Origin of the sequence: Micromonospora sp. LOL_014 (assembly GCF_048060245.1) — a bacterium.
Taxonomy (GTDB): domain Bacteria; phylum Actinomycetota; class Actinomycetes; order Mycobacteriales; family Micromonosporaceae; genus Micromonospora_E.
Window position 1 is genome coordinate 207,258 of the sequence record NZ_JBHMIP010000003.1, and the last position, 22,936, is coordinate 230,193.

Consider the following 22,936-nt stretch of genomic DNA (forward strand, 5'->3'; position numbering starts at 1 on the left):
ATGCTGAGTTCCGGAGTCCTGCTCGGCGGCCGTTACCGGCTCGACGAGCGCATCGCCAGCGGCGGGATGGGCGACGTGTGGCGCGGCACCGACGAGGTGCTCGGCCGTACCGTCGCGGTCAAGAGCCTGCTCCCCGCGCTGCTGGAGGAGCCGGGCTTCGCCGAACGGTTCCGCGGCGAGGCCCGCACCATGGCCACCATCAACCATCCCGGCGTGGTCGACGTCTACGACTACGGCAGCGACAAGCACATCGCCTTCCTGGTGATGGAGTACGTCGAGGGCGACGCGCTGTCGCGCACCCTGTCCCGGGTCGGGCGGCTCACCCCGGCCCGCACCATGGCGCTGGTCGCCCAGGCCGCCGACGCGTTGCACGCGGCCCACGAGAAGGGCATCGTGCACCGCGACGTCAAGCCGGGCAACCTGCTGGTACGACCCAACGGCACGCTGGTGCTGACCGACTTCGGCATCGCCCGCTCGGAGATCGTCGGCCAGCTGACCGCCGCCGGCTCAGTGCTCGGCACCGCCTCCTACATCTCCCCGGAACAGGCGTCCGGCGCGGTCGCGACGCCGGCTTCCGACGTGTACGCGCTCGGCGTGGTCGCCTACCAGTGTCTGTCCGGTCGGCGGCCGTTCGAGGGCGACAATCCGCTGGAAATCGCCATGAAGCACGTGCGTGAAGTGCCACGTGCGCTACCGTCGGACATCCCACCCGTGGTCCGCAGCTTCGTCGAGCGCGCGCTCGCCAAGGATCCCTCGGCACGCTGGCAGAGCGCCGCCACGATGGCCGCCGTCTCCCGGCAGGCCGCCACCACGCTCGCCGGCCCGCCCCGGCCACCACACGCCCAGCAGCACCCGGGCCAGCAGCACCCGGGCCAGCAGCATCCCGGCCAGCACCCGGCCGCGCCCCGGCCCACCCCGGCGGCGCCGGTCTCGCCGATGGCGTCCGGCCCTGCACCCATGTCTCCCGGGCCGATGTCGCCGGGGCCGATGTCGCCGGGGCCGATGCACCCCGGCTCGGTGCCGCCCAATTCGGTGCCGCCCGGTCAGCGGCCGCCGCTGGGGCAGCCGATGCCCGGACCACCCGGCTACCGGCCGGCCACCGCGCCGATGATGCCGGCCGGGTATCCGGCCGGCTACCATCACCCTGCCACCCCGGCGCGGCAGCCCCTTCCCGCGTCGGGTCGTCCACCCAACCCGTACGGCTACAACCGGCCACCAGCCCCGCCCCAGCGGTCCGGTGGCCTGCACCGGCAAGTGTTCACCGTCCTGGCGATCATCCTCGGAGCGTTGATCGTGTTGCTCTGCACCGGGCTGGTCGCTTACAAGATCATCGACAGCGCCGGCAATTCGGCCGCTCTGGGGCAACCCGTGGTGCGATTGGTTACGGCTGAGAACCAGATGGCAGCCGGACACGTCGAAACCAGCGTGGGACCCGTACCGTCGATGGAAGCACCCGACTTGGTCCGATCCGATGACGACCAGACGAGCGAAGGACGACAAGGACGATGACCGCGCAGGCCCGCCTGCTAGGTGGCAGGTACCAAGTCGGCGAGTTGCTCGGCTATGGCGGTATGGCCGAGGTTCACCGCGGCCGTGACCTGCGGCTCGGCCGTGATGTCGCGATCAAGATGCTGCGCACCGACCTGGCCCGGGACCGGACCTTCCAGGAACGGTTCCGGCGCGAGGCGCAGAACTCCGCCTCGCTCAACCACCCGGCGATCGTCGCGGTCTACGACACCGGCGAGGAGTACGCCGCCACCGGCGAGCCGCTGCCGTTCATCGTCATGGAGTTCGTCAACGGCCGCACCCTCAAGGAAGTGCTCGCCGCCGAGGGCCGGCTGCACCCGCGTCGGGCCCTGGAATACTGCGCCGACGTCTGCGCCGCCCTGGAGTTCAGCCACCGGCACGGCATCATCCACCGGGACATCAAGCCCGGCAACGTCATGCTCACCCAGACCGACCAGGTCAAGGTGATGGACTTCGGCATCGCCCGCGCGCTGGCCAGCGGCGCGACCACGATGACCCAGACCTCGGCGGTGATCGGCACCGCGCAGTACCTCTCCCCGGAGCAGGCCCGGGGCGAGTCGGTGGACGCCCGATCCGACGTCTACGCGGCCGGCTGTGTGCTGTTCGAGCTGCTCTGCGGCCATCCGCCGTTCGTCGGGGACAGCCCGGTCAGCGTCGCCTACCAGCACGTCCGGGAGGACCCGCGGGCGCCGAGCGAGATCAACCGGGACGTCACCCCGGCGATCGACGCGATCGTGTTGAAGGCGCTGGCCAAGAACCCGGTCAACCGTTACCAGAGCGCCGGCGAGATGCGCGCCGACCTGCTGCGCGCCGCCTCCGGCCGGCCGGTGCTGGCCACCCCGGTGCTGCGCGACGACGACGAAACCGCGGCGATGGGCGCCACCGGGCGTACCGGCTCGACCCAGCGGATCCCCGGCGGCGTCGGCGGCCCGCCGCCGAGGCGGACCTCGCCGGCGGTCATCGCCGGGCTCAGCGCGCTGGGCGTCTTCGCGGTGATCGCCCTGGCCACCGGGCTGATCTGGATGAACCAACCCGACGAGCCGGTCACCGTCGTTCTGCCCCGCCTGATCGGCGCGCAGATCGAACAGGCCCAGCTGACCCTCACCGACCTGCAGCTGACAGCGGACGTCACCCCTCGCGACGACCCGAACTGTACGGTCAACACCGTCGTCGAGCAGTCGCCGGAGCCGGGCGCCGTCGAGCGGGGCTCCGAGGTGGCCCTCGTCGTCTGCTCCGGTCCAGGCAAGGTCCAGGTGCCCGACATGAAGGGCTTTACCCGCAGCGCGGCCGAGCAGCAGCTCACCGACCGGAAGCTGATCGCCGTTTTTGAGGAGGTGGACAGCTCGGCACCGAAGGACCAGGTGGTCGAGGTGCCCGGCGCCGGCGAGTTGGTCGAGGTGGGCAGCGAGGTCGAGGTGCACGTCTCGCTCAACAATCTGCGGGACATGCCGAACGTCGTCGGCTACACCGAAGCCCAGGCCGTCGCGACGCTTGAAAACCGCGGCTTCGACCCGCGGGTGATCGACGGGGAGGAAGTCGACCCGGCCGATGCCGGCATCGTCACCAGCCAGAGCCCGAACAACGGCGAGCACCGGGTCAACTCCCGGGTGGAAATCGTTGTCTCCCAGCCCCGGCAGGAGGAGGAGCCGTCGCCGGACCCGACCGGCAGCCCGTCGCCGACCGGATCCCCCCCGACGACCAGCCCGCCACCGGGCGACGGTGACGGCGAGGGCGGTGGTGGCGGCTCCAGCACCCCAGGCAGCGGAGTGAGCGGTCTGCTGCCCACCGCGCCCGTCTCCCGGCTGTTCGACTGAGTCGCGGGCTGCGCTCCCAAAGGCCAGGCCGGGCCCGGCCTGGACTCAGGCCGATACGAACGCGGCCCGCCGCCGGGTCTCCACCTCGGCGGCGAGCCGCGGTGCCCGCTGCCGGGCCTGCGGCAGACCGCACCCGGCCAGCCAGTTCGCCAGCATCAGGTGGCCGCCCTCGGTGAGCACCGACTCGGGGTGGAACTGCACACCCTCGACCGGCAGGCTCCGGTGCCGCATCGCCATCACCACCCCGGACGCGGTCCGGCCGGTGACCTCGATCTCGGCCGGCAGGCTGTCCTCGCGTACGGCGAGGGAGTGGTAGCGGGTGGCGGTGAACGGGTCCGGCAGCCCGGCCAGCACCCCGACGCCCCGATGCTCGACCAGCGAGGTCTTGCCGTGCAGCAGCTCGGGAGCACGTTCGACGACCCCGCCGAACGCGGCACCGATCGCCTGGTGACCGAGGCAGACGCCGAGGATCGGCAGCTGTCCGGCGTACCGCTCGATGACCTCCAGGCAGATGCCGGCGCTGCCCGGCGCACCCGGCCCGGGGGAGAGCAGCACACCGGCCGCGCCGAGCCGGCCGACCTCGTCGACGGAGATCTCGGCGTTGCGCCGAACGTCGCATTCGGCACCCAGCTGGCCGAGGTACTGCACCAGGTTGAACACGAACGAGTCGTAGTTGTCGATCACCAGTACGCGCACGCGGACACCTGACTCTAGTCGCCGTTCACATCGGGTACGGGGTTGTTCGTCTCGGTGTCGTACGGCAGCTCGTAGTCGCCGGCGCCGCCACTGTCCGGGTCGCCGCCGTCGCCGTCGCCGTCGGCCGGACCGCCGTCGCCGGGGTCGGTACCGGTGCCGCCGCCGTCCTCGGTCACCTGGACGTCGTCGAACGGCAGCAGCGGCTCCGCCCACGGGAAGACCACGTACCAGAGCAGGACGACCGTCAGCCCGGCGAGCAGCGCCGAACCGATCAGCTTGCCGGGCGTGCCGAACGGGAGCTTGCGCCAGATCCAGGCGTACATGGCTCAGCCGCCGAGTTCCGCCGGTCGGCCATCGGCCTTGGGCTGGCTGCGAACCAGCGCCGCGTGCACGATCAGCCGCTGGTAGTTGTCGAACTTCGGGTGGCAGGTGGTCAGGGTCAGCATCGCCTCGGTCGGCTGCGCCCGGCGGTCGCCGGGGACGGCGGCGACCACTTCGGTCTGGTTCGGCAGCACGATGTGGTTGCGGGTGACCGCGTACACGTGCCAGGTGTCCCGGTCCTCGACGACAATCGTGTCGCCGTCGCCCAGCTCGTCCAGCCGCCAGAAGGTGGCCCGGTTGCGGTGCCCGGCCACCGAGAAGTTGCCGATCTCCCCGGGGCCGGCGCTGTCCGGGTAGTGACCCGGTGCGTACCGGATGTCGTCCTGGCCGACGCCCTCGACGACGATCCAGTTCTTGTCCAGCTTCGGGATGTAGAGCCCGGCGACCGGGGTGCCCTGCACCTGGATGGTGGGGGACGCCTCGGGCTCGGGCGTGGGCCCGTCGCTGACGACCGGCTCGGGCACTTCGGCCCATTGCTGGGCGAGCTGGTCGCTGAGCTCGTTCTGGTGGGCGTTGACGATGACCGACTTGCCCCAGATCTCGTAGCCGGCGAAGAGCAGCACCACGATGCCGAAGGTGATCAACAGCTCCCCGGTTGCCCGAGCGGTGGCGCGCAGCGCGGTCCAGATGGTGGGTCGGGTCAATTCGGAGTACACGCTCTTGTAACCGCTGTCGGTGCGCTCCGGTCGCAACTTCACCACCCGCTCACCGCGACGGGGGGCGGCACCGTCGCGCGCGCCAGAGCCGCCCGGGTCGGGCCCCGGCTCGGCCCCGGACGCTGATTCTCCGTTGGGCGGCGGCTGGTAGCTGCTGATGACTACCGGCAGCACTGTGGTGGACGTGGCAGGCTCGGCGGGGTAGGGGGGGATGACGGCCGTGCGGGCAGCATCGTCGCGCTCGGGCTGTCGGGGGCGCCGGTACAGGGCCAGTTGCTGGGGCGAGTAGCCGGGCTGGTGCTGATGCGCCGGGGGTGTCGGGCCCGGGGCCGGTGCCGGGTTCGGCCCGGTGAAGCGGGGAAGCACCGTGGCCGAGTCGTCGGTGTGATACGCGCGGTGCCGGCCCGAGTCGTGCGGTTGGTCGGGATGGCCGGGCGCCCCTGGACGGTCGGGCACCCCGGGCCGGGTCATCGCGCCGACTCCGGAACGGTGGTGTGTCGCAGCGCTGCCGAGCCGTCGAACGCCGGCACGGTCAGCTCGGCTTCGATGGTCTCCTGGTAGCCCAGCTGGAAGTGGGTCACGGCGTCTCTGAACAACTGCACCCCTTCGGAGTCGGCCAGCGCCTGCTGCAGGGCGCTGGGGTCACCGATCGCGGCGATCCGAAATGGGGGCGAGTAGACCCCGCCGTGCAACAACAGCGTGTTCCCGACACAGCGTACCGCGCTGGTCGCCAACACCCGTACGTTCATGATTGACATCGCTTCGGCGCCGCCGGCCCACAGTGCGTTGACCACTGCCTGTACGTCGCTCTGGTGCACCACCAGGTCGTCGTTGCTGGCACCGTCCGGCAGGTCGGTCAGCCGCGGCGCGTCGTCGAGCTCGATGATGACGCCCGGGCCGGCCAGCGCGGTGAAGCCGGCCGCCGACCGGTTCGCGTCGATCCGGGCCTGCTGCCGGGCGATCGGCTCGTCCGACCCGGCGACCAGCTCCGTCTGCTGGTCGACCTGGTCGCGCAGTTGGGCGGCTCGTTCCTCGGCGGCGGCGAGCTGGGTACGGCGGTCGTCGATCAGCTGCGCGAGCTGTGGTCGACGGTCCTCCCGCAGGCTGGTGCCGCTGGCGGTGGTGGCGGTCGTGGTGAACAGCAGGCCGGCGAGCAGCGCGATCAGCGGTACGCCGGCGGACCAGCCGGGCTGCTCCGCGCCGCGCCGGCGACGCAGCAGCCCGCGAACGGCGCGCCGGACCACGTCCCGCCAGGACGCGCTGCCGGAGGTGTACTCCACCTCGGCCCCCTCTCCGCCTGCCAGCCATCGACAAGTGTCCGCATAATGGACCACCTGAGCGGTCTGTCGCACCTGGTGGACCTGGTTGTGCCCAAATGTCGCTGCTACCGTGCTGCGGCCCGTGGCCGGATCGCGGCAACTTGACTACGCTAGCTCTTGAACATTATTGGCCATGGACCGTCGCCGCTGCGTCCGGTTGCCGGGCCGGATGATAGCCACCAGGAGAGCGTCGTGCCCAAGTCGCAGGTTCGCAAGAAGAAGGTCTACACCCCGCCGACCGACGTCCGCCCGACCCAGACGGCTGCCACCCGCAAGCCGAGTCCGATCTGGCTGCCGATCAGCGCCGTCTCGTTGATCGTCTTCGGCATCGGCTGGCTGGTCGTCTACTACCTGTCGGAGACCGCCTACCCGGTCGCCTCCTGGGGCTACTGGAACCTGGCGATCGGGTTCGGTGCCATGGTGAGTTCGCTGATCCTGCTCTCCCGCTGGCGCTGACCCGGTTCACAGTCGGTCCGCAGTCGGCCCGCCAGTGCCGCCCAAGGTCGGTCGGTGTCCACGAGGATGCCGGCCGACCTGCTGTTTTGTCGGGGGCCGGGCGCCGGCGTGGCGGCGACGCTGCCATAGGGTGGCGAGTACCGGTCGCCGGTACGGTGCGACGCTCGTCACATTACCCATGGGTAACTTGGCGGTAGGCTGAAGCTCCGTGGCCGGCCTTCCGGTCACTATGCCGCTCGTCCGCAGCACACCGGGAGGCCAACGAATGGGTACGGTCCAGATCGTCACCACGGTGGTCGCCGCCATCGTCACCGCCGTCGCGGTGGTGCTCGCCGGCCGGGCGGTCTGGCAGTTCGTCTCGATCATCCGACTCGGCAAGGCCGACCCGCACCGCACCGGTGACCCGGCCACCCGGGCGAAGGTGATGCTGAGCGAGACCCTCGGCCACACCCGGATGCTCAAGTGGAGCGTCGTCGGGGCGGCCCACTGGTTCGTCATGGTCGCCTTCATCGTGCTCTCCATCCTCGTGCTGGAGGCGTACTTCGAGGTGGTCAACGCCGGCGGTGGCATTCCGGTGATCGGCGGTTGGCTGCTGTACGGGCTGGTCACCGAGCTCATCTCGATCCTCGGCATGGCGGGTATCGGCGTGCTCATCGGGATCCGGCTGGCGAACCGGCCGACCCGGACCGGCGGCCGGTCACGGTTCACCGGCTCGACGATGTGGCAGGGCTACTTCGTCGAAGCCGTCGTGCTCGCCGTACTGATCTGCGGCTTCTTGATCCGTGGCTTCCGGGTGGCCACCGACCACTTCGACTTCCCGGTCTGGGCCACCCCGGTGAGCCACGCGCTCGGTGCCGTCCTGCCCGCCTCCGAAGCGGCGATCAGCATCACCGCCCTGGTCAAGATCCTCATCTCGATGACCTGGCTGATCGTCATCGCGTTGACGCTGACCATGGGGGTGGCCTGGCACCGGTTCGCCGCCTTCTTCAACATCTACTTCAAGCGGGACCCCGGCCGGCCCAACTCCGGCCTCGGCGCGCTGCGGCCGATGATGAGCGACGGCAAGCCGCTCGACTTCGAAGAGGCCGACCCGGAATCCGATCAGTTCGGGGTCGCCCAGGTCGAACAGTTCAGCTGGAAGGGCCTGCTCGACTTCACCACCTGTACGGAGTGTGGCCGCTGCCAGTCGCAGTGCCCGGCCTGGAACACCGGTAAGCCGCTGTCACCGAAACTGCTCGTGCTGTCGCTGCGCGACCACGCCTACGCCAAGGCGCCCTACCTGCTCGCCGGCGGCGGCAAGGACCTCACCGGCGAGGAGAAGGGTACGGCCGAACAACTCGCCAAGGTCGATGCCCTGGCGCTGGCCGAGGCCGACCGCCCGCTGATCGGCGGCGCCGACGACGGCGGCGTCATCGACCCGGACGTGCTCTGGTCGTGCACCACCTGCGGGGCCTGCGTGGAGCAGTGCCCGGTGGACATCGAACACGTCGACCACATCGTCGACATGCGCCGCTACCAGGTGCTGATCGAGTCGAGCTTCCCCAGCGAGGCCGGCGTGATGCTGCGTAACCTGGAGAACAAGGGCAACCCGTGGGGTGCTCCGCCGAACACCCGGGAGGACTGGACCAAGGGGCTCGACTTCGCGGTCCCCCGAGTCGGCGAGGTGGACGACTTCGAGTACCTGTTCTGGGTCGGCTGCGCCGGCGCGTTCGAGGACCGGGCCAAGAAGACAACCCGCGCGGTGGCGACCCTGCTGCACGAAGCCGGCGTCGACTTCGCCATCCTCGGCGAGGGCGAGACCTGCACCGGCGACCCGGCCCGCCGGATCGGCAACGAGTTCGTCTTTCAGATGCTGGCCCAGCAGAACGTCGAGACCCTCAACGAGGCGTTCGGCGACCGGGAGCCGGCGAGACGCAAGATCGTCGCGACCTGCCCGCACTGCTTCAACACCCTCGGCAACGAGTACGGCCAGCTCGGCGGCCACTTCGACGTCGTACACCACACCCAGCTGCTGGCCCACCTGGTCGCCGCCGGCAAGCTCACCCCGGTCACCCCGGTCGACGGTGGGTTGACCTACCACGACCCGTGCTACCTGGGCCGGCACAACCGGGTGTTCAGCCCGCCCCGGGAGGTGCTCGGTGCCGCGTTGACCGCAGGTGCCGAGGCGGGCGGCGACGCGGCTCAGCTGCGGGAGATGCCGCGCAACTCGGAACGCTCGTTCTGCTGCGGTGCCGGCGGGGCGAGGATGTGGATGGAAGAGCGGATCGGCAAGCGGGTCAACGTCGACCGGGTCGAGGAGGCGCTCTCCACCGGGGCCCAGACCATCGCGGTCGGTTGCCCGTTCTGCTACACCATGCTCGGCGACGGGGTCACCGGCAAGCAGTCCAGTGGCGCGGCGGACGAGAACGTCGAGGTCGTCGATGTGGCGACGGTGCTGCTCAGGTCGGTCAAGCCGGCGGTAGCATCGTCGGCGTCATCGTCGGCCGAGGAGTAGGGAGAAGCGGGTGCTGGGTTGGGCCCGCGAGTTCCTCGCCCAGCCCTGGCCGTTCCTCACCCTCGCGGTGCTGGCCGGCGTGAGCCTGCTGGTGCACCGGCCGCTCGCCGTACGGCTCGGTTGGGCGCGCTGGCCGACGCTCGGGATGCTTGTCAGCGCTGCCGCGATCGCCGCGCTCACCCTGCCACCGGCGCCGACCGGGTCCGGCGTACCGCTCGCCCCCGGGGTCTCCGTTTCCGGCCCGGACGGCCAGGTCTTCGCCGCGTGCCTCCGGTCGCTCACCGATCCGGCGGTGCTGTGGTCCGGGCTGGTCACCGTCGACTCGCTCGGTGAACGGGTCGGCAACGTGGCGATGTTCGTACCGCTGGCGTTCTGTACGGTGCTGGCGGTCCACCGGCCAGTGCTGGCCACCGGGCTGCTCGTGCTGGCCCCGGTCGTCGTCGAAGTAGGCCAGGCGGTGCTCGGCGTCGGCCGCGAGTGTGTCGGCTACGACTGGGTCAACAACGCGACCGGGGCGCTGATCGGGGCGGTCGGCGGCAGTGTGGTCCGGTTGCTGTGGCGGCGGTTCGCGCCGTCGCCTACCGGGGTCAGCTAGCTGCCAGTCGCGACGTCGGTGGCGGTGAAGACGCTGCGGGCGACCGTCGCCCGGTACCCGTCGACGACGTCGGTGGTCGCAGCGATCGGCCAGGCCGCCGGCCCGAGCACCGCAGGCGGCCGGCGCCGCGCGTCCGAAAGCCGTGCAGCACCGACGTCCGGCACGTCGAGTGCGTTCAGCAGGCAGGCCAACGCGGCGGTACGCGGTCCGACCGGTCCGGCGCCGCGCTCGGCGGCGGCCAACCGTCGCCGGGTCTCCGTCTCAGCGGGCGGTTCGACGCCGTCCGGCGGAGCGAACCTGGTCCGGGGCAGGACCCAGAGCACCCGGTCCCGTTCCCGGCGGAGCACCCCCGAGGCGACCAGCCCGTCGAGTACCTCCTCGACCACACCGTGGGACAGCTCGACCACCCAGTCGCGGGTTGCGCGGCCAGGCTCGGCCTGGATCCTGATCCGTACCTGGTCGAGGAACTCCCGGCCGTGGCCTCGACCCGGGGCTTCGCCGGGCGCGTACCTGCCGGCGGGATCGTCGCCGGCCAGCACCCGGCCGTCTGCGTCAATCGAGATCTGCCCGCCGACGGCGAGGTCGCACAACACCGCCCCGGCGACGGCATAGTCGAGCTCCGGGGATGCGACGGACGCGGCCCCGGAACCGTCATAGCTGAGCAGGACGAGCTCCTCCGCGAGGCTGAGCGACTCCATGTCATCACGCTAACCGCCCAGACCGGTGACTGCAGGAGAAGCGGTAGCTGCGGGGGAAGCGGAGGCGGCAGGCGGTCTTGAACGAACACCGCGCTTTCCAATAAGGTGATGCACCGACCGCTGCGGATGTCGGCCTCCGTACCCCCGCCCGTGAGGCCCCAGCGATCGAACCATTGAAGGAGTCGCTGCCAATGGCACGTGCGCTCGCGAATTCGCACATCCATCGTCACAGTGGGTCCCGGTATCGACGCGGAGAGCATTGGTGTGTACGGGTTCCTCAACGTATCGCAATTGCGCTGTTGCTTGCCGCAACTGCGCTGGTCTTCCCGGCTGGACCGGCCCACGCCGAGCCGACGCTGGCTGAGATCGAAGCCGAGTTGGACGCCCAGTGGCTGAAACTGGAACCGGTCATCGAGCAGTACAACAAGGTGCACAGCGAGCTCAAGGCCAACGAGAAGAAAGCGGCCGCGCTCGACGAGAAGATCCGCCCCCTGTCCCTGCAGGCCAACTTGGCGGCGGACGAGATCGGCGAGGTTGCCAACCGCTACTACCGGACCGGGCCGTCGAGCGAACTGAACGCCCTGCTCCGGACCGGATCGCCGACCAGCCTGGCGGATCAGCTCGTGGTGCTGGACCGAATCTCCAAGCGTCGGCAGGAAAAGATCACCGCTGTTTTGGAGACCCGGGACCGCTATCTCGCCGAACGGCAGACGCTGGACGAGTTGATCACGAAGCAGCAGGCACAGGACAAGACGCTCGCCGAGCAGCGCAAAACCATCAACGCCGAGATCAAACGCCTGGAACGGGCGCGCAACGCCGCGTACCAGTCCACCGGCTACACCGGCGGATCCGGTGCCTCCGGCCCGTGCCCGGCGGTGTCGGTCGGCGGAGCCGCCGGAACCGCGGTCCGCACCGCCTGCGCACAGCTCGGTAAGCCGTACGTCTGGGGTGCCACCGGGCCGAACGCCTTCGACTGTTCCGGCCTGACCCAGTACGCCTGGGCAAGTGCCGGTGTCAGCCTCACGCATTACACCGGAACTCAGTGGAATCAGGGCAGTTCGGTCAGCCGTGCCAACGCCAAACCCGGGGATCTCGTATTCTTCTTCAGTGATCTGCATCACGTGGGGATCTACATCGGTAATGGCCTGATGGTGCACGCTCCCCGCGCGGGTCAACCCGTGCAGATGGAGAACATCGACAACATGCCGCTCGCCGGATTCAAGCGGGTCGGCTGATCGTGGCAGGTCAGCCAGCCTGCTGAGGCAATCTGAGTGGCGCGCGTTGGCTGGCCGAACGTACGGGCGGACCGGTATGAACGGGCCGGTCCGCCCGGGAAAATTCGAACGCTTGAGCGATGGCAGCCTATGTACGATACGCAATCGTCTGTGTACTCAATGAGATAGTCCATGTTCTCGCTTGCGTAGCGAGAACGCCGCTCTCTACTCTTGGGGATCGTCGAGTCGGGAGGACGTCAACCAACCGGGTTGACCTCGGCCTGACACCGCCTAATCGCCGTCTGACGGCGAGCCGGGGACCCACGGCACTTCCGGGGTGAATCCGCAGGCCACCTGCGGTAGGGCGTCTCCTTTCCGCCCGAACCCGGCAGCTAACCCGGTAGGCGGTCTGGGGAGAAGGAGTCCGGTGGCTACGAGCGCCCCTCGGCGATACCTCCGGTGGTCCAGCCGCGACCATCGGCGAAAATCGCCGCACGACCCTAGCCGAGTACTCTCCGCGTTGGTCGCCGCCACCACCGGCGTCGGTCTGCTGCTGGTAGCAGCGCCGGCGCAGGCGCAGCCCACCGTCGCCGAGATCGAGTCGCAGATCGACGAGGTCTGGGCCGAGCTCGAACCAACGATCGAACGGCACAATGCCGTACGGCAGGACCTTGCCGCCAAGAAGAAGAAGGCGGACGAACTACAGAAGAAGATCAAGCCACTGCAGATCCAGATCGACCTGGCGATGGACCGGGTCAGCGAGTTCGCCGCCCGGTCGTACAAGGGTGGTAGTCCGTCGGTCTTCAACGCGATCCTGACCAATGGCAAGCCGACCCACCTCGCCGACCAGCTCGAGCTGCTGGACCAGTTCGCCCGGCGGCAGGCCCGCGACGTGCAGGCCGTCGTCGACCTCAGGAACGAGTACGCCGCGAAGAAGGCCCCGCTCGACGATTTGATCGTCGAGCTGACCAGCACCGAGGCTCAGCTGGCGGCGAAGGCCAAGGAGATCGACGCCGAGGTTGACCGGTTGCAGGACCTGCGCCTGGAGGCGTACGGCTCGACCAACACCCTCGGCTCGCTGCGTCCCGCGCCCTGCCCGGCGACTTACCCCGGCGGTGCGGCCGGCAAGGCGGTCACCTTCGCCTGTGCGCAGATCGGCAAGCCGTACGTCTGGGGTTCAGCGGGACCGGGCAGCTACGACTGTTCGGGTCTCACCCTGGCCGCTTGGGCGCAGGCCGGCGTCGCGCTGCCGCACAACGCCGCCCGGCAGCGCCAGGTGACCGCCAACGTCAGCCGGGACGAGTTGCGCCCCGGCGACCTCATCTTCTACTACAGCGGGCTCTCCCACGTCGGCATGTACGTGGGTAACGGCTGGATCGTGCACGCCCCCCAGGCGGGCGAACCTGTGCAGATGCGCAAGATCGGTTCGAGTGTGCACAGTTACGGCAGGCCCGGCTAGACCTCACTCCTCCCCATGGCCTGGCGCGTGCCGCTGATCCCCCCCGTCAAGCGGCAGCACCGGCCACCGGAAAGGCGCCCTCCCATGTCTCCCCCCGGCTTGGGAGGGCGCCTTTCGCCTCCCCACCGCGGGCGCGCCGGCGCTGCGACAGCCCAGCCGGTTTAGCTGGTCGGCCAGGTGCGCCACCGCTGCCAGGACCGGCTCGGAGTGGGTCCACGCTGTCCCTGGTACCGGGATCCGTAGACCGCCGACCCGTACGGATGCTCGGACGTCGACGAGAGCCGGAAGATGCACAGCTGGCCGATTCTCATCCCGGGCCAGAGCTTGATCGGCAGGTTGGCCACGTTGGACAACTCCAACGTCACGTGGCCGGAGAAGCCGGGGTCGATGAAGCCGGCGGTGGAGTGGGTCAGCAGGCCCAGCCGACCCAGGCTCGACTTGCCCTCCAGCCGGGCGGCCAGGCCGTCGCCGAGCGAGACGACCTCGAGCGTGGAGGCGAGGACGAACTCACCGGGGTGCAGTACGAACGGGTCGCCGCTGGGCACCTCGACCTGGGACGTCAGATCGTCCTGCCGAGTCGCCGGGTCGATGTGGGTGTACAGGTGGTTGTTGAAGACCCGGAAATACCGGTCGAGCCGGACATCGATGCTCGACGGCTGGACGAGCGAAGGTTCGAACGGCTCGAGGGAGAGTCCGCCGGTCTTGGTCTCCGCGACGATGTCCCGGTCGGAGAGAAGCATCGTCACACGATAGCGACCGTCCGGCCGGTGCGACCGCGCGGCCGGCTGTCCGGCCGGTACGTACCCGGATTGGCCTGGACGGGCGATCCCCCTATCTCCTCGTACACATGTTCGATAGAATCATCGCATGGCAACCTGGTCCGAGTTCGCAGCCGACGAGCCCCGCCTGGCCACGGCGATCCGACTCCTCATGCAGCAGTACGGTCCCGGCCTCGGCTACCTCGCCACCGTCCGAGCCGACGGTGGTCCCCGGGTGCACCCGGTCTCCCCGGTGATCACCGACAACGGGCTGTTCTGCTTCATCATCGACTCGCCGAAGCGGCGTGACCTGGAGCGGGATGGCCGGTACGCGCTGCACTCGTTCCCGCCGGAGGAGAGTGACGACGAGGCGTACCTGGCAGGTCGGGCGCATCCGGTCACCGATCGGGCCAAGGTGGGTCGGCTCGCCAGCGATCTCGGGGCCGTGCCGCACGTCGACTGGCGACTGTTCGAGTTCTCCGTCGACGTGGCGATGGTGGCGCAACGCGGTGGCAGCACCGGCCACTACGCGGCGGCGGCGCCACGGCAACCAGCCGTCCAGGTCTGGCTCGACCCGACCAGCGGCAGCGTCTCCCACCCGGTGCCGACCCCGGTCGCCTGCTGACCCGCCGCGTGGCACCGGCCGACGCGTCGACGCCCTACCCGTTGACGCCCGGTCGACGGGTGTCGAGCCGTACCCCATGCTGTGCTCGGTTGGCGGCCGGGCCTGTTGCGCAGTGACCGGGCTGACCGGGTAGAGTGGGTCCGCTCGCGGGTGTAGTTCAATGGCAGAACATCAGCTTCCCAAGCTGACAGTGCGGGTTCGATTCCCGTCACCCGCTCCAACACACGAAGCCCTGGTCGGGGCCATCATCCCAACCAGGGCTTGCGCTGTACGTACGCGGGATCGTCGCGAGGTTCCTACTTCCGTGGGTACGCGGCCTGCAGTACTTCGCGGATCAACTCGCTGGGGCTGCGGTTCGTCAGCTCTGCCACCTTTTTGATCATTTCGTAGGTTTGGTCATCAACTCGGATGCTGATCTTGTGCGAGGCGCCGCCGCTGCTGGAGAGCGGCGGTCTGCCGACCCGGCGGGGGGCGAGACTGTCGGGGTCGTATCCAGCCTCTGCCTCTGCGACCAGCTCGCTCTCCAGCTGCGACGTGAGCGCTGTACCGTTCTTGGTCTGTCGGCTGGCTGCCCGAGTCGCCCGGGCTCCGGTGGTGGTTGCTCGGCGCGGTGCCTTTGCCTTGTTAGAGGTCGTGGAGGTCGTTCGGTCCTTCGTCGTTCGCGTTACACCCGCCATGGCTTCGCCTCCTTGTAGAGCCGGTTGTACTTAGGTCGCATGTCCATGGAGTGGATCACGCGTAGCGTCCCGTCCAACAACTCGATGGCGACGACTTCGAGAGCGACGCCGTCCCTGTCGTCGCCGAGGAACAGCAGCCGTTCTGGCCGGTCCGGGGGTTCTGGTGGGAGGGCGTACGGCTGACCGCAGTGTTCGATGACGTACCGTGATCGTTGTTGCGCTATGTTGTGCTTGCCGGCGGACTGCGCCCACGAGTACCTGTACCTGGCCACGCATCGCATTTTGTCCGACGAAACCTGTCCTGGCTAGGATGACACGTGTACTCGGCCGCAGGCAAGGGCTCGGCCAGGCAACTCGATCTGTGGTTGCGGTGAGAGTTCCCTGCGCGCTGTCCGGTCGTGCCATTGGCGTGTCAGTAGGCCAGGATGATCAAGGCCAGCCCAGGTTACGGGAGGCCGCCTCGGAACCACGCCGCCTCGGCGGACGTGATGCCGCAGGTGCATCCTGATGCACCTGCGGCATCAAGCTGAACAGGTGACCACCGGCCCGAGGGGGCACACTGCGTGCAACGACCGCCGCGCGTCATCACCGACCTTGCGGTGTGGACGACGTCGGGCCGATACCCAGCAGCGCCAGCGCGGCGACCCGGCTTTCGATCACCTGGATCCGGTCGGCCCGTTCCGTCGGGGACCAGTGAGCCTGCTGGTTGGTCACCTGCCCGGGCCACTTCCGGTAGAGCAACCCCGGCTCGTCGATGAAGTGACCGTCGCTGACCGTGCTCGCGGCGAGGAGTAGCCCGGTGTCCTCCGAGGCGGGCAGCGCCAGCCAGCCGCCCAGGGCCAGCAGCAGGTCCGTACGGATGCACAGCGTCGCCGGGTGCACCGGCAGCCGGTAGGCGTCCTCCTGCCAGCACCGGTGGACCGTACCGGCGGGCAACCGGCCGCCCGGTGGATCGGTGGCCATCCGTATCGTGCTGTGGTCGCTCAGCAGATCGAGCGCCGCCGCCGTCGTCCAGCCGACCGTCGGGTCGGCGGTGAGGATCGCGATGTCATGGGCCAGCGCGTCGGAGGTCAGCCGGTCGTCGGCGTCGAGCACCTTGACCAGCGGCCCGTCGACGCGGGACAGCGCCATGGTGCGGGTGACGCCGGGGCCACCAGGGCGGTTGTGGCCGACGCTGATCCGTCGGTCCTGAGGCAGCGCGGCGGCGACCGCACCGGTCTGCCCGTCCTCCTGCACCAGCCAGCGCCACTGCCAGCCAGGCGGCATCCGCTGCGCCCGCAGCGAGGCGTACGCGTCGGCGAGGTACGGGATGCTCGCGGGATGGACAGGAGTGACCACCGAGATGGTCTGCGGGGGCGGGCGCATCGCTCCAACTCTACTATGGGTCGTTGATCGTTGACCCAGTGTTGTGGCGCCCCGGTCTCTGGTACGAATGTTCCATGTCGGAACCGAAGGATCTGCCGGCTGTGGATGCCGAACACGCCCGACCTCGAGGGGTGGACGACGCCACGGTCGCGGCGCTCGGCGAGTTGAGCAAGGCCCTGGAGACGGTGCACCGGGCCCGTGGCCACCTCTACTCGATGCACCAACTGATCGGCGGCGCGGACGCGACCCTGGACCGGGTCGTCCAGCTGCTGCGCGGGGCCGGTCACCGGCACATGGCTGACCGGGTCGAGACGGAGCTGATCGGTCGCAACGTCCTGCCGGGCCGCTGGACGTTTCAGATCGTCGAGGAGTTCGACGACGGTTACTACGCTACCTTCCAGGCGGTCGAGCGGGCGGCCCGGGAGGCGCTGGTGGGCGGCCGCCGGCACATCCACGAGGCAGAGATGAAGCAGGCCCGGCGTACCGTCGGCCGACCGGGACACGAGGCGACGCCGTAGCCGATCCGACCCGGCGGTTCACAGGTCCTTGCTGTGGATCAGGCTGCGGATCCGGAGTTCGTCGACGACGGCGGGCGGGCAGTCGGCGACGATCACCGCGCTGCCGACGACGACCGCCCCGCGAGCCGCGGCGAGCTGCGCCATGGCCCGCAGCTGCGCGCCGCTGGTGACCCAGTCGTCGACCAGCAGGACCCGGTCGCCTGGGCCGAGGTGCCGGTCACGGACACCGAGCCGCAGCGTGCGGCCCCGGTAGTCGGGCGCCGTCGTGGTCCAGGTGGTCGCGTCTGCGATTGTCCGCTGCGGATCCTCCTTGTACGCGGGTACGACGCCGACGCCGAGCGCTGTCGCCACCAGCGGGCCGACAAGCAGCCCGGTGACCTGCGGGGTCATCACCGTGCTCGGCCGGTCCGCGTCGGCCAGGCCGGCGCTGGCCAGCTCGGCTAGGGCCGGGCCGATCCCGGCGAGGATCCGGGGGTGTCGCCACCACCCGGACAGGTCGCTCACCAGATGGCTGCTGGCCGGGCCGGGGTCGTGCCAGACGAAGGTGTCGATCAGCAGCTGCCGAAGGTCGATCGGGTCCGGCGCGTCGCCGGCTGCGGCGTCGGTCACCGGCCGAGTATGCCGGGGCTCCTCGGCCGGTGAATCTGCCGGGCACACTTGACACGGCACGGCCTGCTACGGCTACCGTGCGGCGGCCGGCTCCCCTGTGCCAGACCGCTCGACCGCGTCGACCCGGGCGGCACGTGGGGCCGACCGAGCCGCCTCGACGCCGAAACCGTCCCCGACCGGCGGGCCGTCCCCGACCCAGAACGAGGCCCAGGCCCACCGCGAACGGCGAGTCGTTCGACCCGTCGGGGACCGCCGCGCACCGTACCCTGCCGTTCGACACTCAGGTGCGGTGACCAACCCGCAGACCGGTGCCAGCGTGGTGGTTCGGATCAACGGTCGTGGACCGTTCGTCGACGGGCGGTGCCTCGACCTGGCCCGTGCCGCTTTCGCGAAGATTGCGGCTCTTGACCTGGGCCACCTCCAGGTCCGCTACGAGATTCTCGGCGACTTACCGCGATCCTGAGTTGCCGCTCAGTGTCGAGCTGCTGGTCAACGGCGTGATGTGCCATATTCAGGTTTGCCCACAGGTTGAGCAACCGCTCACCGCCCGCCCGGGGGATAGCCAGGGTGCCGTGGTTGTCCAATACTCCGGGTGGCTATATCCGGATCAGACGACAGGCCAACTTCGTTGGGCCACCGCCACCGATGAGTCATGCTGTTTCGCGTACCCATGCACATCATCCCGATGGGCGGCCGCCGCCCACTCAGCGCTGGTTCCCGCGTCGGCCTCGGCGCGGCCCTGGTGCTGCTCGCGCTCGTCTCCGTGGTGGAGATCGCGGACGGGTCCGGTGTCAACTACGTCGGTCTGGTCGCCGCTGCCCCGTTCCTCGCGGCGGCCTTCGCGACGTGGCGGGTAGTGCTCTCCACCGGGGTGCTGGCGACCCTGGTCGGTGGCATCTTCGCACTGACCGGTCAGATGCTCTCGCTGGCGACCGCGGTGAACGTGGTCGGTATCGCGCTGGCCACCGGGCTGGCGGCGGCGGTGGCGGTCATCCGGGAACGGCAGGCACAGCAGATCGCCGAGCTTTCGCGGCTGGCGTCGGTAGCCCAGCAGGCGGTGTTGCGTCCGCTCGGACCACAGGTCGGCACGCTCGCCGTGGCGGGACGCTACATCTCCGCCACCGCCGCCGCTGACATCGGCGGTGACCTGTATGAGGCGCTCGACACGCCGTACGGCGTACGCATGATCATCGGAGATGTGCGGGGCAAAGGCCTGGACGCGGTCCGACTGGCCAGCATCGTCCTGGGTTCGTACCGGCACGTCGCCTATGAGCGGGCCGATCTGCGGGCCATCGTGGCCGACCTGGACCGGGCGGTGGCGCGCAGCGTGGGCGACGAGGATTTCGTCACCGCCGCTCTGGTGGAGGAGCGCGGTGGAACGCTGACCATCGTCAACTGCGGGCACCCGGCGCCGCTGCTGCTGCGCCGGGGCGAAGTGATCCCGCTGGAACCGCCGGCTCCGGCGCCGCCGCTCGGGTTCATGCCGGTGGTACGCCCCCGGGTCGAACGTCTCGAGCCGGGTGACCGGTTGCTGCTGTTCACCGACGGACTGGGCGAGGCACGTCGGGACGGTGCCTTTTTCCCCACCGCGGACCGGGCCTGGCGGCTGCTGGGCCACGGTACCGTCGGTGACGGCCTGGCGTCGCTGGAGACGGCGTTGGTCGAGTGGGTGTACGGGCGGCTCGACGACGACATCGCCCTGGTCCTGATGGAGTACTCGGGCTCCGGGGTGGTGCCCGCTCCGGCCGTGCCGAGTTGGGAAGTCGGCGCGCCCGGCGGCTGACCGGCCGGATCGCCCTCCGGGGCGGAGCGCCCACGGCAGGTGGTGCCGAGGCCCCGGGCGGGTCAGACCGGCTGGGCGTTCGCGAACAGGAAGTTGGTGCCGCCGAGGGCCCGGTGCCGGCCGACGTAGCGACGGCTGGCGATCGGTTCGACCAGTGCGTTGAGCAGGCGGGTGACGGACATCTGTGCCTCCGATGGCAACTGCGGCGCTTCTTGGGCTTTGCCCAATTTTTGCCTCTTGCACCGGGCAAAACGACCGTATACCGGACAGGTGACGACTGGTGGGCCGTCAGTTGCCCCGTTGCTGTCCTCGGTTTGCCAGACGGCGCGCTTGTCGTTGGCTACCCGGGAGTAATACAGTGGTGGTTACTGACCAGTAACAGCTGTTTGAGAGCGGGGCCACCACGCGATGACCCACTACAAGAGCAACCTTCGGGACCTCGAGTTCAACCTGTTCGAGGTTTTCGGCGCCGACCGCGCCTTCGGCCAGGCGCCCTACGCCGACCTGGACGTCGACACCGCCCGGAGCATCCTCAGCGAGGTCGAGCGGCTGGCCCGCGAGGAGCTCGCACCCAGCTTCGTGCCGGGCGACCGCAATCCGCCGGTCTTCGACCCGGCCACCCACTCGGTGACCTTGCCGCCCGAGTTCCGCCGTTCGTTCGAGGCCTTCATGCAGGCCGAGTTCTGGCGGCTGGACCTGCCGGAGGAGCTCGGCGGCACGAACGCGCCACGGGCGTTGTGGTGGTCGTTGGCCGACCTGGTGCTCGGCTCCAACGCGCCGGTCTGGATGTACGCCTCCGGGCCGTCCTTCGCGCACACCCTCTACGTCGAGGGCACGCCGGAGCAGAAGGAGTGGGCCAAGCTCTTCGTCGAGCGGCAGTGGGCGTCGACGATGGTGCTGACCGAGCCGGACGCCGGCTCCGACGTGGGCGCCGGGCGCACCCGGGCGATCCCGCAGCCGGACGGTTCGTACCACATCGAGGGCGTCAAGCGCTTCATCACCAGCGGCGAGCACGACCTCAGCGAGAACATCATCCACTACGTGCTGGCCCGTCCGGTTGGAGTCGAGGGCGCCGGTGGTCCGGGCACCAAGGGCCTGTCGCTGTTCGTCGTGCCCAAGTACCACTTCGACGCGGCAACCGGTGAGCTGGGCGAACGCAATGGCGTGTTCGCCACCAACGTCGAGCACAAGATGGGGCTGAAGGTCTCCACTACCTGCGAGCTCACCTTCGGTGAGCATGGCGTGCCGGCCAAGGGCTGGCTGCTCGGCGACGTGCACGACGGAATCCGGCAGATGTTCCTGATCATCGAGTACGCCCGGATGCTGGTCGGCACGAAGGCGATCGCCACCCTCTCCACCGGCTACCTCAACGCCCTCGAGTACGCCAAGAACCGGGTCCAGGGCGCTGATCTGCTGCAGATGACTGACAAATCGGCACCGCGGGTGACCATCACCCACCACCCCGATGTCCGTCGGTCGCTCATGCTGCAGAAGTCGTATGCCGAGGGCCTGCGTGCGTTGGTCTGCTACACGGCCAGCTGGCAGGACAAGATCAACATTGCCCGGGCGGCCGGCAACGAGGAGACCGTTCAGCTCGCCAAGCGGGTCAACGACCTGCTGCTGCCCCTGGTCAAGGGGTGTGGCTCGGAACGGGCGTACGAACTGCTCGGCCACGAGTCGCTGCAAACCTTCGGCGGCTCCGGCTTCCTGCAGGACTACCCGCTGGAGCAGTACGTCCGGGATTCGAAGATCGACACCCTGTACGAGGGAACCACCGCGATCCAGAGCCTCGACCTGTTCTTCCGTAAGATCGTCCGGGACAACGGCCAGTCGCTGATGGCGATCGCCGGCGAGATTCAGGCCTTCATCGCCGCCGAGGGCGGCAATGGCCAGCTCAAGGAGGAGCGCGCCGCGCTCGGCCGGGCGCTCGGCGAGGTGCAGAACATTCTCGGCGTGATGACCGGCTGGCTCGGTGAGGTGCAGAGCGGCGAGCCGCGCTCGCTGTACAAGGTCGGCCTGAGCAGCCGGCGACTGCTGCTGGCGCTCGGCGACGTGGTGATCGCCTGGCTGCTGCAGCGCCAAGCCGAGGTCGCCCTGACCGCCTTGGCCGGCGACGGGGTCTCCGACGCCGACCAGAGTTTCTACCAGGGCAAGGTGGCCGCCGCCCGGTTCTTCGCCAGCGAGGTGCTGCCCCGGATCGGTGCCGACCGTCGAATCATCGCCGGAACCGGACTCGACCTGATGGACCTACCCGAGGACGCCTTTTGAGCCGCTGACCGGAGGTTCCGCCGCCACCGTTTCGGGCCCTCCCCGGCGGGTAGATCAGCAGGCGACCGCACAACTTGTAGCCACCGCACAAGGAGTGCACGCATGGGTATCGGCAGTGGAATCTTCCTCATCGCAATAGGCGCCATCCTGGCGTACGCCGTCCGGGCCGACGTCTGGTGGCTGGACGTGCGGGCCGTGGGCTGGGTGCTGATCCTGGCCGGGTTGGCGATCCTGCTCACCGTGCTCTGGTTCTGGAACGATCGCCGCCGCCGGGCCCGGACGGTCATCGTCGAGGAGAACAAGCTGGCCCATCCGGCGCAGATGGTGCCGCCGCCAGCCGAACCGCCGCAGCCGCCCAACTGACCACGTCGCCAACCTGGCTGACCACGTCGGTCGAGCTGATCAGGGCCGCGCGGTCAGCTGGTACGGGCAGCCCGGGCGGTGTACGTGTGGGTCGCAGGAGCCGCCTGCGGCCCACACGCCGTCCAGTCGCCGGTGAACTCGTGAACGGCGATCCCACAGGTCCGCAGTCCGCTGTCGCTGGCACCGACCGGGTCGAGCAGCGCTGAGGCGTAGGAGACCGTCGGGTTGTGCCCGACGATCAGCACCCGGGACACCGAGTTGTCCAGTTGCCGCACCAGGCCGAGCAGGTCGACCGCGGTCCCGCCGTACAACCGGGGTTCGAAGCGGGCGGGTGCCGGCGGACCCGCCGCCGATGCCTCCTGCCAGGTCTGCCGGGTACGCCGGGCTGGCGAGCAGAGCACCAGTTGCGGCCAGAGCTGGTGTTCGGCCAGCCACTGCCCGGCGTGTGCCGCGTCCGAATGTCCGCGCGGGGTGAGCCCGCGTTGCTCGTCTGCCATCTGTTCGGGCTGCTCCGCCTTGGCGTGCCGGAGCAGCACGATGCTGCGTCGGGTCATCGGTTCAGCTTGCCTGATTGAGTTCACAAGCGCCTGGGTACATCCGTGCCCGCCGCTACCTCACAAGCGGCATCCGGCTGGCACGACGGTGCCGGCAACAGCCAAGG

General features: G+C 69.5%; 22 protein-coding genes, 1 tRNA gene, 2 pseudogenes and 1 riboswitch. Of the genes and pseudogenes, 14 read left to right on the plus strand and 11 right to left on the minus strand.

Features of this window, described 5'->3' with window-relative positions; translation table 11 throughout:
• Together ACFHW1_RS04360 and pknB are read left to right on the plus strand one after the other, a co-directional pair.
• Entirely contained in the window at positions 1–1,509 is a 1,509-nt protein-coding gene (locus ACFHW1_RS04360) for a protein kinase domain-containing protein (RefSeq protein ID WP_416550973.1), read from the plus strand.
• Positions 1,506–3,341, plus strand: coding sequence for a Stk1 family PASTA domain-containing Ser/Thr kinase (gene pknB, locus ACFHW1_RS04365; RefSeq protein WP_416550974.1), 1,836 nt, complete (start codon positions 1,506–1,508; stop codon positions 3,339–3,341). Before ACFHW1_RS04360 ends, pknB begins: the two co-directional genes overlap by 4 nt.
• A 45-nt stretch (positions 3,342–3,386) precedes the next feature.
• On the opposite strand, the gene ACFHW1_RS04370 is transcribed toward pknB, so the two are convergent.
• The 4 genes and pseudogenes from ACFHW1_RS04370 to ACFHW1_RS04385 all read right to left on the minus strand — a co-directional run bounded on the left by ACFHW1_RS04370 (position 3,387) and on the right by ACFHW1_RS04385 (position 6,354).
• Entirely contained in the window at positions 3,387–4,037 is a 651-nt protein-coding gene (locus tag ACFHW1_RS04370) for an aminodeoxychorismate/anthranilate synthase component II (protein ID WP_416550975.1), read from the minus strand.
• Positions 4,038–4,051: 14 nt separating this feature from the next.
• Positions 4,052–4,360, minus strand: a complete 309-nt coding sequence (locus ACFHW1_RS04375; protein ID WP_416550976.1) for a hypothetical protein — start codon at positions 4,358–4,360, stop codon at positions 4,052–4,054.
• A 3-nt stretch (positions 4,361–4,363) separates the two neighbouring features.
• A pseudogene (locus ACFHW1_RS04380) lies at positions 4,364–5,137 on the minus strand (class E sortase); the annotation flags it as partial.
• A gap of 404 nt (positions 5,138–5,541) precedes the next feature.
• Positions 5,542–6,354, minus strand: a complete 813-nt coding sequence (locus ACFHW1_RS04385; RefSeq protein ID WP_416550977.1) for a DUF881 domain-containing protein — start codon at positions 6,352–6,354, stop codon at positions 5,542–5,544.
• Positions 6,355–6,585: 231 nt separating this feature from the next.
• Between ACFHW1_RS04385 and ACFHW1_RS04390 the strand changes: the two genes are divergently transcribed.
• The 3 genes from ACFHW1_RS04390 (at position 6,586) to ACFHW1_RS04400 (ending at position 9,938) form a co-directional block, all read left to right on the plus strand.
• The gene (locus ACFHW1_RS04390) at positions 6,586–6,849 is read left to right on the plus strand and encodes a cell division protein CrgA (RefSeq protein WP_416550978.1); all 264 of its coding nucleotides are present in this window, start codon (positions 6,586–6,588) and stop codon (positions 6,847–6,849) included.
• Between the two features lie 265 nt (positions 6,850–7,114).
• A complete protein-coding gene (locus tag ACFHW1_RS04395; protein ID WP_416550979.1) occupies positions 7,115–9,343 on the plus strand; it encodes a heterodisulfide reductase-related iron-sulfur binding cluster in 2,229 nt (742 codons plus the stop codon).
• A gap of 10 nt (positions 9,344–9,353) precedes the next feature.
• Positions 9,354–9,938 carry a VanZ family protein gene (locus ACFHW1_RS04400; protein WP_416568773.1) on the plus strand — a complete coding sequence of 195 codons (585 nt, stop codon included), beginning with the start codon at positions 9,354–9,356 and terminating at the stop codon, positions 9,936–9,938.
• On the opposite strand, the gene ACFHW1_RS04405 is transcribed toward ACFHW1_RS04400, so the two are convergent.
• A complete protein-coding gene (locus ACFHW1_RS04405; protein ID WP_416568772.1) occupies positions 9,935–10,636 on the minus strand; it encodes a GOLPH3/VPS74 family protein in 702 nt (233 codons plus the stop codon). The two genes, ACFHW1_RS04400 and ACFHW1_RS04405, sit on opposite strands and share 4 nt — an antisense overlap.
• A 191-nt stretch (positions 10,637–10,827) precedes the next feature.
• On the opposite strand from ACFHW1_RS04405, the gene ACFHW1_RS04410 reads away from it, so the two are divergent.
• Positions 10,828–11,871: an NlpC/P60 family protein gene (locus ACFHW1_RS04410; protein ID WP_416550982.1), complete on the plus strand. Its 1,044-nt coding sequence runs from the start codon at positions 10,828–10,830 to the stop codon at positions 11,869–11,871.
• A gap of 257 nt (positions 11,872–12,128) precedes the next feature.
• Positions 12,129–12,272, plus strand: a riboswitch (cyclic di-AMP (ydaO/yuaA leader).
• A 98-nt stretch (positions 12,273–12,370) separates the two neighbouring features.
• Positions 12,371–13,309: an NlpC/P60 family protein gene (locus tag ACFHW1_RS04415; protein ID WP_416550983.1), complete on the plus strand. Its 939-nt coding sequence runs from the start codon at positions 12,371–12,373 to the stop codon at positions 13,307–13,309.
• A 161-nt stretch (positions 13,310–13,470) separates the two neighbouring features.
• On the opposite strand, the gene dcd is transcribed toward ACFHW1_RS04415, so the two are convergent.
• The gene (dcd, locus tag ACFHW1_RS04420; protein WP_416550984.1) at positions 13,471–14,049 is read right to left on the minus strand and encodes a dCTP deaminase; all 579 of its coding nucleotides are present in this window, start codon (positions 14,047–14,049) and stop codon (positions 13,471–13,473) included.
• Between the two features lie 127 nt (positions 14,050–14,176).
• Between dcd and ACFHW1_RS04425 the strand changes: the two genes are divergently transcribed.
• Together ACFHW1_RS04425 and ACFHW1_RS04430 are read left to right on the plus strand one after the other, a co-directional pair.
• Positions 14,177–14,692, plus strand: coding sequence for a pyridoxamine 5'-phosphate oxidase family protein (locus ACFHW1_RS04425; protein WP_416550985.1), 516 nt, complete (start codon positions 14,177–14,179; stop codon positions 14,690–14,692).
• A 146-nt stretch (positions 14,693–14,838) separates the two neighbouring features.
• Positions 14,839–14,912 (plus strand) — tRNA-Gly (locus ACFHW1_RS04430).
• Between the two features lie 76 nt (positions 14,913–14,988).
• Here the strand turns inward: ACFHW1_RS04430 and ACFHW1_RS04435 are convergent.
• From ACFHW1_RS04435 to ACFHW1_RS04445, 3 genes are all read right to left on the minus strand, one after another.
• Entirely contained in the window at positions 14,989–15,369 is a 381-nt protein-coding gene (locus ACFHW1_RS04435) for a ribbon-helix-helix protein, CopG family (protein WP_416550986.1), read from the minus strand.
• Positions 15,357–15,641, minus strand: a complete 285-nt coding sequence (locus ACFHW1_RS04440; RefSeq protein WP_416550987.1) for a hypothetical protein — start codon at positions 15,639–15,641, stop codon at positions 15,357–15,359. Before ACFHW1_RS04440 ends, ACFHW1_RS04435 begins: the two co-directional genes overlap by 13 nt.
• A 313-nt stretch (positions 15,642–15,954) precedes the next feature.
• Positions 15,955–16,734, minus strand: a complete 780-nt coding sequence (locus ACFHW1_RS04445; protein WP_416550988.1) for a glycosyltransferase family 2 protein — start codon at positions 16,732–16,734, stop codon at positions 15,955–15,957.
• Positions 16,735–16,808: 74 nt separating this feature from the next.
• Between ACFHW1_RS04445 and ACFHW1_RS04450 the strand changes: the two genes are divergently transcribed.
• A complete protein-coding gene (locus ACFHW1_RS04450) occupies positions 16,809–17,252 on the plus strand; it encodes a hypothetical protein (protein WP_416550989.1) in 444 nt (147 codons plus the stop codon).
• Between the two features lie 18 nt (positions 17,253–17,270).
• Here ACFHW1_RS04450 and ACFHW1_RS04455 read toward each other — a convergent pair whose 3' ends face one another.
• The gene (locus ACFHW1_RS04455; RefSeq protein WP_416550990.1) at positions 17,271–17,861 is read right to left on the minus strand and encodes a phosphoribosyltransferase family protein; all 591 of its coding nucleotides are present in this window, start codon (positions 17,859–17,861) and stop codon (positions 17,271–17,273) included.
• Between the two features lie 205 nt (positions 17,862–18,066).
• Between ACFHW1_RS04455 and ACFHW1_RS04460 the strand changes: the two are divergent.
• From ACFHW1_RS04460 to ACFHW1_RS04475, 4 genes and pseudogenes are all read left to right on the plus strand, one after another.
• A pseudogene (locus tag ACFHW1_RS04460) lies at positions 18,067–18,324 on the plus strand (septal ring lytic transglycosylase RlpA family protein); the annotation flags it as partial.
• 189 nt (positions 18,325–18,513) lie between these two features.
• On the plus strand, positions 18,514–19,644 hold the full coding sequence (locus tag ACFHW1_RS04465) for a PP2C family protein-serine/threonine phosphatase (RefSeq protein ID WP_416550991.1): 1,131 nt from the start codon (positions 18,514–18,516) through the stop codon (positions 19,642–19,644).
• A gap of 408 nt (positions 19,645–20,052) precedes the next feature.
• A complete protein-coding gene (locus tag ACFHW1_RS04470; protein WP_416550992.1) occupies positions 20,053–21,912 on the plus strand; it encodes an acyl-CoA dehydrogenase in 1,860 nt (619 codons plus the stop codon).
• Between the two features lie 102 nt (positions 21,913–22,014).
• Complete coding sequence (locus ACFHW1_RS04475; protein WP_123606537.1) at positions 22,015–22,275, plus strand: DUF6458 family protein; 261 nt, start codon at positions 22,015–22,017, stop codon at positions 22,273–22,275.
• A 53-nt stretch (positions 22,276–22,328) separates the two neighbouring features.
• Here the strand turns inward: ACFHW1_RS04475 and ACFHW1_RS04480 are convergent, their stop codons facing one another.
• Complete coding sequence (locus ACFHW1_RS04480) at positions 22,329–22,829, minus strand: SixA phosphatase family protein (protein ID WP_416550993.1); 501 nt, start codon at positions 22,827–22,829, stop codon at positions 22,329–22,331.
• Between the last annotated feature and the right edge of the window lie 107 nt (positions 22,830–22,936).